The sequence below is a fragment of the Paenibacillus sp. VCA1 genome, from assembly GCF_031583795.1.
In the GTDB taxonomy this organism is placed as follows: Bacteria; Bacillota; Bacilli; order Paenibacillales; family Paenibacillaceae; genus Paenibacillus_AQ; species Paenibacillus_AQ albilobatus.
On sequence record NZ_JAVLSX010000006.1, the window covers coordinates 395335 to 407694 of the forward strand.

The 12360-nt window shown below is 51.2% G+C and carries 8 protein-coding genes; 2 read left to right on the forward strand and 6 right to left on the reverse strand.

The window, feature by feature from the left end; genetic code table 11:
* Positions 1–19 precede the first annotated feature (19 nt).
* Positions 20–1393, reverse strand: coding sequence for an ABC transporter substrate-binding protein (locus tag RJP21_RS16315; RefSeq protein ID WP_310860198.1), 1374 nt, complete (start codon positions 1391–1393; stop codon positions 20–22).
* A 510-nt stretch (positions 1394–1903) separates the two neighbouring features.
* Between RJP21_RS16315 and RJP21_RS16320 the strand changes: the two genes are divergently transcribed.
* Positions 1904–2668, forward strand: a complete 765-nt coding sequence (locus RJP21_RS16320; protein ID WP_310860199.1) for a helix-turn-helix transcriptional regulator — start codon at positions 1904–1906, stop codon at positions 2666–2668.
* Between the two features lie 18 nt (positions 2669–2686).
* Here the strand turns inward: RJP21_RS16320 and RJP21_RS16325 are convergent, their stop codons facing one another.
* The 4 genes from RJP21_RS16325 to RJP21_RS16340 all read right to left on the reverse strand — a co-directional run bounded on the left by RJP21_RS16325 (position 2687) and on the right by RJP21_RS16340 (position 9000).
* Positions 2687–4231: a carboxylesterase/lipase family protein gene (locus RJP21_RS16325; protein WP_310860200.1), complete on the reverse strand. Its 1545-nt coding sequence runs from the start codon at positions 4229–4231 to the stop codon at positions 2687–2689.
* A 492-nt stretch (positions 4232–4723) separates the two neighbouring features.
* Positions 4724–7057: a glycoside hydrolase family 95 protein gene (locus tag RJP21_RS16330; protein WP_310860201.1), complete on the reverse strand. Its 2334-nt coding sequence runs from the start codon at positions 7055–7057 to the stop codon at positions 4724–4726.
* Positions 7058–7382: 325 nt separating this feature from the next.
* Positions 7383–7943 (reverse strand): dihydrofolate reductase family protein, encoded by a 561-nt coding sequence (locus tag RJP21_RS16335; RefSeq protein ID WP_310860202.1) that lies wholly within the window; start codon positions 7941–7943, stop codon positions 7383–7385.
* Positions 7944–8076: 133 nt separating this feature from the next.
* Positions 8077–9000 carry a ketopantoate reductase family protein gene (locus RJP21_RS16340; protein ID WP_310860203.1) on the reverse strand — a complete coding sequence of 308 codons (924 nt, stop codon included), beginning with the start codon at positions 8998–9000 and terminating at the stop codon, positions 8077–8079.
* Positions 9001–9169: 169 nt separating this feature from the next.
* On the opposite strand from RJP21_RS16340, the gene RJP21_RS16345 reads away from it, so the two are divergent.
* Positions 9170–9724 carry a TetR/AcrR family transcriptional regulator gene (locus RJP21_RS16345; RefSeq protein WP_310860204.1) on the forward strand — a complete coding sequence of 185 codons (555 nt, stop codon included), beginning with the start codon at positions 9170–9172 and terminating at the stop codon, positions 9722–9724.
* Between the two features lie 88 nt (positions 9725–9812).
* On the opposite strand, the gene RJP21_RS16350 is transcribed toward RJP21_RS16345, so the two are convergent.
* Complete coding sequence (locus RJP21_RS16350; RefSeq protein WP_310860280.1) at positions 9813–12275, reverse strand: family 43 glycosylhydrolase; 2463 nt, start codon at positions 12273–12275, stop codon at positions 9813–9815.
* Between the last annotated feature and the right edge of the window lie 85 nt (positions 12276–12360).

The window sequence follows — 12360 nt, forward strand, 5'->3', positions numbered from 1 at the left end:
CTGAACGGTATACATAATGCTACTTTTTCCAAACTTCATCGATCGAAGCCTGAAACGGCTCTTTATATTTCCCGATGACCGTGGAAACGGATTTTCCTTCAAGGATTTCTCCGACAAGCTCATAATAAGGCATGGAAGGATACCCGTCTTTGCCGTCGACGACGTTGATGATTTCCCCTGCCATTTTGGCATTATGGATATCGTCTTCGTTTTTGAACAACGTTTCGAGCGTCGACTGTTTCGGGTAGTCGTAGATGGACTCGATATCGTTGATTTTTTCATAGATGTACACCAATTGCTCGGGATGTTCGACCGCCTTCGGGATCGTCAAGTAATTGGGTATCGTAAGATGGGAGTGATATTCGGTAGCGCTGGGCCCTTTCGGAAAAGGCAGAAAACCTATATCCAAATCGGGCATATCTTTTTTAAACCCATCCATCTCATAATCGCTTCCGGCATACATCAACGTGTTCCCTTGACGGAAAAATTGGCCGGGTTCGGTCCAATCGCCCCCTTCCGTAGGCCTGGCGATGTGTTCCGTTGCGAGGCGGGATATGAAGCTTAAGGTTTCTTTTGTTTTGGGATCTTCAAGATTTTGTTTACCCTCCGAAACGATATTTGCGTCGTTGGCCGCCAAAGCCTGAACTAAAATCGAAGCGGAAGTGAGCCCCCATATATCCAGCTTGCCGTCATTGTTTGTATCTTTGTTCGCCTCTTTGGCAACTTGGATGAACGTCTCCCAATTCCAGTTGTCTTCGTTCACGTATTCCTGCAGCGGCTTGAGGCCGAGTTTCCCCATCAAGGTCCGGTTATAAAAAATACCCGACGAAGCGCCGTTGATGCCTGCCCTGAACCCGTAGCCCCTGCCCTCAAACTGCGAATAATCGTTCGTGTACTGCTGAATAAACACGTTCTGATTTTTCGTGTATTCATCCACCGGGGAGAATAAATCCTGCTTCACGAGCGTCGGAATCATCCAAGGTCTTGCCATCCGGATGATGTCGCCGATCGGCTCTCCCGCCAACAGGGATGACGTCACTTTATTCACGTACTCCGCATAGTCGATGATGACGTATTCCATTTTAAAATTATGCTTTTTCATGAGTTCGTCCAGGTTCTGCTTCTTCTTGATATTGTCCGGATTATCTTCTTTGATCGATTCGTCGTACCATGACACCCATTTGATCGTCCGGCCGCCCATATCAAAGTCCATTTCCGTCGTACCACCCGCTTCTTTTTCATCCGGCTTCGCGGGTGCATCCGTGCTTCCCTCGGCGGAATTCCCGCCGCTTGAATCCGGGTTGGTTGCGCCTCGTCCTGAACCGCTGCTGCAAGAGGCCATTAGGATCAAAACCAAACACCAAACCAGCACCATCGTCTTACGCTTCCTCATAAATATCCCCCTTTGGATAACGCTGCACTTCAAAGTACAGCGCTTTCAAAAATGAGCTTGCATGCGCATGCCGAATGATAACCGATAGAATCGGTTCCGAAGCCGGTGGTTTCCGATGAAACAGCAAGCACATGGATCATGTTAAATGGATTTCCGGAAAACAACCATGGATAATCTAAATGGCATTTGTAAGTTTTAAACATCATTTGGGCTATCAAAAATACAATTCTATTTCCTTTCCGACTCTCGCATTTGCGCCCTGCCTGAACTTCGCCGACTTTAACAGGAAAATGCTCAAAAAAGAAACCTATCCAAATAGGAGAGGCTTCCTGATCAGAAGTGATTCCATCGAAAGACGACCTGTAAGAAATGATAGCAACATCTCACTGTCAATCTCCCGGCTGATGCTGTTTTCTGTACACCCGGGGTTTTAGAGCCGCCCGCTCCTCTATCGTTCATGTTTCCCTCCCTATGGTATAGTAGAGACATACTTCCAGGGAGGGATAAGGATTGGCCCGTATTCATTTTGTTGAGTGCAACACAACGCACCCGAGCAATTTTGTTATCGATGTTCCCGTGGGTCATCACTGGCTCCTTGTCGTCACCAAGACTCCGGCGCAATTCTGGGTCAATGGAGATCTTAAGGAATACCCTACGCATAGCGTTGTCCTCTATCGCCCGAAACAGAAAGTTTATTATCGAGCATGCGCCGATCAATTCGTCAATGACTGGATCCGCTTCGAATCCAATGAACCCTACATTACGGAATCGCCGCTGCCGTTCGGAATCCCGTTTTCCTTGGATGATCCGGACTACTGCCGCAAGCTGTTTGAACTGTTAACCATCGAACACAACTTTAATCGGGATTACAGGGCTTCTTCCATCGACTGTTTGCTTCGGACGCTGTTCAACAAGCTGTTGGAATCTTATTTTCATGAACGCATTACGCCTCAGTACTATAACTTATTGAAACTTCGAACCGCCATTCAGAACGATCCGGGCGATACCTGGACGGTTTCGAAAATGGCGGATGATCTCGGAATCAGTCCGGGCTATCTGCAAAACATCTACAAAAAAACCTTTGGAGTATCCTGCATGGAAGACGTCATCAACTGCCGGATCCGGTTGGCCAAAGAATATTTAATACATAGCACCCAAAGCGTTGCTGAAGTCGCTTTCCGCTGCGGATATCAAAATGTGGAGCATTTTTGCAGGCAGTTCAAACAGATGACAGGTTATACGCCAAGATCATTCCAAGAGCAAACAAAAGGTTGAGATTCGAATACACCTCATCTAAACTTTCGGCTGCAGGGCGGGCCTGTTTTTCTTGAAATATTGGTGTACCAGAAACTTCATGATCCCGCTCGGCTGTTCTCGGAAAAATTCGGCCCGATCGGCAAAGAGCATTCCATACGGAGCTTCGGGGGTATAAGGTTCCCATCGCGGCATCTCCTCTCCGGTTGAATCCAGCCCGTTCGGATCTCCGGTACGGATGAAGTTGGCCCAATAATTGCACATCTGGCGGGCCAAATCGTAATGTTTGCCAACAAACGGCCTCCAGCATTTAGCCAGCGTTTCAAAGAAAAACCAGAGATCCACCGAGTGGAAGGTACCCGGATGATCCCAGCCAGGGATCTCGGCATCAAAATTGTAATAATACAAAGGGGTTCCGAAGCCGGTATCGGCATTGGCCTGTGCGGCTATGCGGATGGCATATTCGATGCCGCTCACCGAGGCCTTCTTCTTGATCTCATCCATGTCGGCCGACTGGGCATCACATAGCCCCAGGAACACATCTGCATCTTCACCGAACATGTCAACAGCCAGCTTCTTGAAGTCTTCAGGCGTATCAACGTCCGGAACGCTGAAAAACTCGGAGGACGTGTGGCCAAACATGACCGGCACCTTCCAGCGCTTGTTTTCAAGAAACAATTCAAACGGGTTGCCTACGCTGAACACCTGATCTGCGACGGTGCCCCAGAATCCCTTGTACTGCACAGCCTTGTCGCGGAGAGTCACTGCATCCAGCCGCCGGGCTTCCGCAAGCGAAGATACGCCGAGATACTCAAAAAACTTCACGCCGTCCTGTTCTGCTTCGGCCAAACGACTTCGAAGCGGAGGCATGCGAGTTCCCGGGTATAGCTTCGTATATATCCCGCTTTGAATAATCGCCTTCTGAAAAAGACCCTCATTCTGGGGCGAAGTCAGCTGGGTCATCACGCTGCCGCCGCCGGCAGACTGACCGCCGATCGTGATGTTGTCCGGGTCGCCGCCGAAAGCCGCGATATTGCGTTTGACCCATCTTGTGGCCGCCTGCTGATCCAGATTGCCGAAGTTAGCCGGCGCTTCGGGCGCTTCCGCCGTAATTTCGGGATGGCATAAAAATCCGAACACATTGAGGCGGTAGTTGATCGTGACGACCACGATCCCTCTCCTGGCGATTCGTTCGCCGTCGAACTCCATTTCAGCCGTATGGCCGACCTGAAGCCCACCGCCAAAATACCATACATAGACAGGCAATTTTTCATCGGTGTGTTTGGCCGGTGTCCATACGTTCAGGTAGAGGCAATCCTCGTCCATGGCGATATCCGGTTCCACGGCCCACTCCCGGGTATAGATATTGTTTTCGTCGATCTCCTGCCTCACCTGCATCGAGATCGGCGCGAATTCATACGCCTTAAGCACGCCTTCCCAATCCTTGGCGGGCTGCGGGGCACGCCACCGGTTGTCGCCTACGGGCGGAGCGGCGAACGGGATCCCCTTGAAGCTTGTGATGCGGGGGTCGGCTGCCGGCAGCCCTTGGACCAATCCGTTTTCAACTTCTACGATTCGAAGCATGGTTAACGTCTCCCTTCGTTATGCGAATTCCCGGCATTTCGCTCCGTGAATCCCAGCATATTCGTGTTGATTCAGTGGAACTCCGAACTTGGACAAATCAAAGCGAGCGTTTTCACAAAGATGCAAAGGAACCCTGGGCGATCACCCCCAGATATTCAATGACGAAAGTTCATTTCTTCGTCATTCACGAAATTAAAAAAATTGTAAATGACCATTCTGACTTAAACAATGATATATACGAACATCCAATTGATATATTGTGAGACGGATATTTTCAGTGCAGTCCCCGGAATAAAAGGAAGCCCATCCTTCAAGAGGATCGGCTTCCTTCTCATTGTGCTACGCCCCGTCACAGATCGGTTTCATACATTATGAACGCCTCGGTAGACAAATCCCTTCGTCGGAAAGTTGTCGGTGGCGCAGCATCATTCTTTCATCACGCTCGAAGAAGTACGGTTGGATGATCGATCTCGGGAATTTCCCTATACTTTGTTACATTGATGGGAGAAAATTCTCCGTTTCGATCCTATAGGCTGCTCCCGATTCCGTGTAAAAACAGATACAGCCATCGTGGGTTTCCTCATGAAGCATCATTTTTCCATCCTTTTTCACCGCAACGGGCCGCCGTGTATGAAGAATACATGGCCCTCCGACGGTGGATACAACGGTCGCTTGCGTCAGCTCCCCTTCTTTCCACTCCATGTCGACGGTAAAGCCTCCTCTGGCACGGAGCCCCTTAACGGCCCCCTCCGACCATGAGGACGGAAGAGCCGGGAGCAAATCAAGCCGGCCTGCATGGCTCTGCAGCAGCATCTCGGCTACCGCAGCCGTCCCGCCGAAGTTTCCGTCAATCTGGAACGGCGGGTGGTTATCCAGGAAGTTTGGCAGGGTGGAGTGCTTCAAAAGCGCCGCGAGATGATCTTCCGCCGCTTCCGCGTCCCTGAGCCTCGCCCAGAAATTAATGATCCACGCCCGGCTCCACCCCGTATGGCCGCCGCCGTTTGCCAGCCGCCGTTCCAGCGTGTTTCTGGCCGCTATAGCCAGTTCCGGCGTTCCTTCCGGCGTGATTTGGCTGCCGGGATACAGGGCAAACAAATGCGAAATATGGCGGTGGCCCGGCTCGGCTTCCTCCACATCCTCGTACCATTCCTGCAGTTGGCCGTACCTGCCGATCTTTGGCTGCGGCAGTTTGGCCATCACCTGCCGCAGCTCTCCTCCGGCGGCTTCCTTCCCGGTAATTCCAAGTATCGCCTCCGTTTCAAGAACGGCTGCAAACAACTCGCGGATGATTTGGGTGTCCATGGAAGGCCCTGCGCATAAAATGCCCGATTCTCCGTTTGGAAGAATGTAGGTATTCTCCGGGGATACCGACGGGCAGGTCACCAGCTCGCCCCCTGGAGTTTCAGTCACATAATCGATGAGAAACTGCGCTGCTTCGCGCAGCGTGGGATAAGCCTGTTTCAGAAACTCCACGTCCATTGTAAAGCGGTAACGCTCCCATAAATGGAGCGAAAGCCACGCGGCGCCCATCGGCCAGTAAGAAGCGGGAAGGTATGAATCCTGAGGAGCGGTATCCGCCCAGATGTCCGTATTATGATGAGCCGCAAAGCCTCTGCAGCCGTACATGACGCTCGCCGTGTGACGGCCCGTCTCACGCATCCGTTCCAACAAATCGAACAGCGGCTCATGGCACTCGGAGAGGCCGCATAATTCCGCTGGCCAATAATTCATTTGGGCGTTGATGTTGATCGTATATTTGCTGTCCCACGGCGGGAGGAAATCCTCATTCCAAATCCCCTGAAGATTGGCGGGCAGTGAGCCGGGACGGCTGCTCGAAATCAGCAGATACCGTCCGTATTGAAAGTACAGCGCAAACATTCCCGGATCCGCTCCGCCGCGGCGCACGCGTTCCATGCGGTCCGGCAGGCTCATGGATTCAAGTTCAGCGTCGAATGGACCTAGCGAAAGCGATACCCGGCTAAACAATGCGCGATAATCGTCTGTATGACGTTGGAGCAAATTGGCATAACCGGCATGTATGGCGGCTTCCGCCCTTTTTAAGGCGTCACCGATCGGATCGGAGGACCTGAACGTGGTTGCGGCCGCCAATACAAGCGTCACGCTGTCTGCGCTCTCCACAAGGAGATGCTCGCCGATGGCTCTAACCGCTCCGCCTTCCGCTGCCGCCTTCAACACCGTCCCGAACAGGCTGCCTCCTTCGCCGCCGCAACTTCCGCCCATCCAGATCGCGTCGTCTCCAAATCTGCCGGTCCTGTCGGCGTAACGCCATTGGCCTCGTTCCAAGCGTGCAGTAAAGCCGATTTGGCCCGGTCTATCCGCTGTCATCCGCACGACGATCACCTGATCGGGATGGCTGGCGAACAGTTCCCGCTTGAACGCAACGCCACCTTGCGTGAAGGAAACGGTGACGGTGCCGCTGTCCAAATCCAGCATTCGAGTATACTGCTCCAGCTTCCCGTTTGGAAGCATAATGTCAAGCATCAAGCGGCCGAGCGGAAGGTAGTGCCGCTGCGTTTCGGGCAGGCCGGACAGGGAAAGCCGGGCAAGCCGCTCTGCTTCCGCTAATTTTCCTTCAAATATAAGCCTGCGGATCTCCGGCAGGTTTTCTTTGGCGTCGGGGTTGTTTCGATCCCGCGGCCCGCCGTACCATACGGAATCCTCGTTCAGCTGCAGCTGCTCCCGGCCCGGCTGACCGTATACCATAGCGCCCAGCCGGCCGTTGCCGATCGGCAACGCTTCATCCCATTTATTCGCCGGCTCCTCGAATAACAGGAGCTTGCTCCTTGTTTTCGGTTGTTCCCCCATCGGGATACACCCTCCGTTTATTAAAATAGTGTTCATTCACCTTCGTTCGCGTCCCGTTTCGGACGTCCATCGCCCTTATTCGTCGTCTATCCACTTTTCCCTCATTATCAGCCCTCTCTCTTTTCGGTACAATAAGCATTTTTTGATTCCATTGCCCGTTTTCGACTTGAATTCTAATAAAAAAGATTCTTGGGGCGAATGATGCCTCAACAACATTGTGAGCCAAAGCAGAACGAGGCCTTCCACTTCAAACCTTATGGGAAGATTGTTTATTCCATTAAAAAAGAAGGGCGAATGATTCCACCGTCCTTCTTTTTAGGGTCGATTATTTTTTGTAAAGTAACCCAACGACACCGTTTGAATAGGTTTTAGCGTCGGTTAATTGGAGGGGGTGCTGTTGTCCGGCCAATGCGAATAAACGTTCACCCGCGGCTGCGATGACGGGATGGACAAGCAACCATAGTTCATCGTAAAGGTTGTGTTCGATAAAGGATTGCCATGTCCTAACCCCGCTCTCAACCGATATCCGTCCCGACTCTTTTTTCCGGACTTCAAGTTTTTCAGCGAGTGACTGATGGTCATGGACCAACCATAACTCCGAGTTTCTCCAGCTTAATTCCACATCGGAGTGCGAGATCACGACTTTAGGGACGTCATTCATTTTTTTGGCGATAGCCCGTTCCAACGAATTTTTGGAAGAGTTCTCCGCCTGCTGCCAATAATCGGCGAGAGAAGCATATGTGTTTCTGCCGACGATGATCGTATCGATCGTCTTATAATATTCCAGATAATTTTCGAAAATCTCCTCACTCAAAGTCATCCATTTGTGCTCGTCCGAGACAATCCCGTCCAACGACACCTGCATGGTTAGAACAATCTCGCCCATACCAAAATCCACCTCCAAGAGTATGATGAATCCATTATATCAACATTGCCTGGGATTCATTTCTCGCAGATTGCTCAACCTCAACGGCCGGCGAATTTGGACCTGCACACCCGATGCCTATCGGCTGGTCCGATCATCTGCTCCCAAGCAGACGTCTTTCAAGATCGTCCAAGCGGGGCGTCGGAATGCCTGATTTCCGCTTCCATTCACCAAACGCTTCGAATAAAGAGGCAATTTCGTCATAGGAACCGTCGAAGAATCGGGAAAATGGCAGGAGATGATAGATTTTCAGCATGAGATAGGCTGTGCGTTTATTTTTGCGAAAAAGCTTTGCCTGGCTTGCCGGCGTCATCATGTATCCCAATGCTTCCAGCACATCGAAACCTTCGCCAATGGCCGCAATGATCTGTCTGAGCATTTCTTTATCCCTCGCAAGCTCTCTTAGCCTGCCCCCTTTGGCAAACAAGGCTGAAGTTAACGCTATAATCGGCACGATGTGGTTTTTCAGCCAAGCATCCATATCTTCGTGAAAGATCAGTTTATATTTGACCGCACCAAATGCCTTTTCCAGCAAAGGCCGAAAAGGAATCGGACCGTCAAGCCCGCCCAGCACCATTTGCCCGCCTCCGCGGATGCAGACGATGCGTCCGTTTTCCCGGCGGCCGCCGCTAATCTGGAAACCGAAAGCGACCTGTTTTTCCATTCGGCTCATGTTTTGCAGCTCCGTTTGCAGCCTGCGGGCATCCGCATTATTGCCTACCAAAACGATATGACGGCTCCGATTGGCAGCCAGAATAGGCAGGACGGACGGGAAATCCGAATAGGTCATCACCACAAAGATGAGATCATAGCCCTCATCCTCTTCCAGCGTCCGAATGACACGAACCTGATCGATGGTCGTTCGGCGCTGAAAATAATGACGGATGACGACCCCGTTCCGCTCCAGCTCCTCCGCTCGCTTTCCTCTGGCCAATACAGTAACGTCATGTCCGCCCCGTACCAGAACATGGGCCAAGTAGCTGCCCAACACGCCAGCCCCAAATACCAATACTTTCATATGTTTTCCTCCGATTGCTCATTTTTAAACATATATTGATTTATCAACGTTTGTTGATTAGACTTAGCATAGCAATGCGTCAGGATCGCTTCAATCGGTAATATCCATGCATTTGTCGATAAATCAACAAATCGACCCGATATGTTCAAAAAAATTGAAAGGAGAAACGATGGACAGACGGATCCCGAAAACGAAGGAAGCGATTCTCAAAGCTTTCGTCGAACTACTGAAGGAGAAAAAAATCGAGCAGATCACGATCAACGAAATTGCCGACCGGGCCAATGTAAACCGCGGAACCATCTATTTGCATTACACGGACAAATACGACTTGCTGGATCAGTGCATCGACACCTATTTGAAGCAGTTGTACGAAAGCTGCATGCCAAAGAAAGACACATCCCTGCTTTCGTCCGAAGGTCCGCTGCTTCAAACCTTTGAATATTTGGAACAAAACGCGCACATTTATGTAACGCTTTTGACCCGAAAAGGAACCCATGCGTTCCGAAGCCAGATCATGGCATACATCATGAAGGGAGCCGAGGAACAAATCAATCTTTACGGCCTTCCTGCAGGGATGAATCGGGAGATCACCGTGCAATTCCTAGCTTCGGCGATTACCGGCCTGGTTGAATGGTGGATCGTGAATTCCATGCCTTATCCTGCGGAGGAGATGGTCATTCAATTGATGATGCTGCTGAAACAGCATCTGCCGACAGTGTCGTGAGCTTAAAAAAAACCAAGAGCGAATGACACGCTCTTGGTTTTTTGAAATCGGTATCTCTGAAACGATTCCCCGCAAAACCACCGACCTGTTAAGGATAAACCTTGAAGTTATCGAAATGCGTATGCTTGCCGGCCGTTCTGAAGCCTACTTTGCCATGCGTGAACGGGTTCAGGCTGTTGTCGGTATAATCGATTTTCGGTTGATTCATATCGTCGACGTAGATTTTAATGTTTGTATCTTTTACGACCACTTTCATATGATACCAGGTGTCCGTCGCGTACTTCTGCGGCGATCCTTTGATGAAATTCCAACTGTAATTCATCTTGCCAAGATTCACGCCGCTTGTCGTCAAGTAGGCGTAATATCCCTGCAATGCGTCAAAGTTGTTTTGCCCCCGCTCCGTGCCGTGGGAAGGATTGGACACCCTGACGAGCAATCCCCCGTCGCCTCCCGAGTCGATCATCTTGACGTCGGCTTCGACCGTATAATCCGTCCAATTTGCGTCTCCGATCGTCGTCTTGGCAGGCCCCGTGCTGCTTCCCGAGCTATACTCGCCGTTCTCCACGGCCCAGGTTCCTTCAAAGCGTGTCCATCCGTCGTCATTGCCATCGTTGAAATTATCGCTAATGGCAGTGACGCCTGCGTTTTTATGGAACGTCATCCGCGAAAAATCCGCCTCGCCTTTAACGAACTCAACCTTCAGCTCCCGCTGTCCAGCATTCAAATAGACGCCTTTCTTCGATACGGTACGCCAGTTTTCCCAATCTCCCGTATTCGGAACGTCAATGATCCCGGTTAAGTCCGTCGATCCGTCCCACAAGCGGATTTGAACGCCGCTCATCGTGGTGGCCATGCGGAAATCGATGTCGTAATAACCGCTGGATTCCACATTGACTTTATACTTATACCATTCACCGGTTTGATTCCAGCCCAGATTGAACAGGCCTTCGCCGCCCAGACGAATATCGCCGGCATCATTGCGGTACGCGCCTCCGATATTATTCGTGGTGGTATCATGATAAGCGACCCCTTCGCCTCCTTTCATATAATGCACCGCTTCGATCGTGCCTGGAACTGGTTTGTAAGCATCCCATGCGCTGCTTCCGTTTACGTCGTTACTGAAAGCGACATAGCCGAAATCCGCATGCGTGTCTTCCGTCAGGACCCCGATTTTGCCTCCACCCAGGTTCGCGGTACGCGTTCCTTTCAGCATGCCGTCCACATAAAACTTAAACGTGGATCCGGATTTTTCAACGCGGATCGTATGCCACTTCGAATAATCGAAACCTGCGGGCAGGTCGAACGTTTGCCACGCTTGGTCCACGCCGTTAATCCGGAAAAACGTGGCGAGGCGGTTGTTTTTCGAACTAAGCATCGCTACCCCGAAATTGTTCTCGTCTTTATATGAAAAGGTGGCGCCGTATCTTGGGCTTGCGGAAGCGCCCCGCTTCATTTCCTTCATATTGAATTCAGCCGTGTAATCGAATGCGCTCGCCGCTGCCGAAATTTGTTTATGCCAGGTGGTATCGCCGACCGAATCCTGCCACATCAGCTCTTGATTGTAGATCCCCCAATGGCCTCCGTTCACATTGGTCCACCCGTTTCCGATCGAAGGGCGATCGAAATAATCGTAAAACGCAGGCATTTCCGGATCAGGCTGCGGTGTCGTGGTTGGACCGAGTACGATCATCTTATCGTTGTTCCAAACGATGCGGTCCATGTTCAAATGGCGCAGCGGGCCGATAACGCCAGGGCCCTCCAAATTGTGATAAATCATGTAATGCGTGTCCAGATTGGGACCGATCACCACGGAATTATGGCCGAGACCTACGATTGGCCCTTCCGTACTGATCAAAGCCGGGTTCAGGCTGTCGGCCACATAATCGGACCGCGGCCCCGTTGTACTAACGGCATAATCAACCCGGTAGCCTTTGCTGAATACGTGATTGCCGGTATAAGTCATATAATATTTTCCATTGCGTTTGAAGACGGTCGGCCCTTCGGTCCAGCCCCCCATGCCGATTCCCGTTGGCGAGCTTGTTCCAATGGTGGTCGGACTGCTCATCGGCGCCGCATCGATGCGGCCCTGCCCGGCATGAAAAAAGCTGAACGAGCCGTCATCGTCGATAAACACATTGCCGTCGATCGTTTTGCCAAGATTGCCGGTTACGACTTCGAACGGTCCGGTCGGACTCGTGCTGCTGAGGACGTAATGGCCTTTTCCGGCGGGAGAAGTGTACATATAGAACTTGCCGTTCCAGTAAACGACCTCAGGGGCGTACGCGCCATGAGTAATCGGGTCCGTTGTCGCCAAACCGCGATAGGACCAGTTCACCAGGTCCCGGGAGCTCCACACCTTGACACCGTCGTCCGTGTCTCTCGTGCTCACATACAAATAATAATACCCGTTAAATTTCATAACGTAGGGATCGCCGAGCCCGTACTGCTCCCACTCGCCCGGCAGTGATCGCGGATTTTGATAGGCATGCGTTTCCGTCGGCACGGAAGCGACAAGAGAAAATGTAACCGCTAACAAAAATAACCATCGCATCGTTTTCACTTCATAATTTCCTCCCTTTTTTTCTGAAGATGTACCTTCGGTGATGGCTTGACTCTGGCTTCATTTCAAATTCACC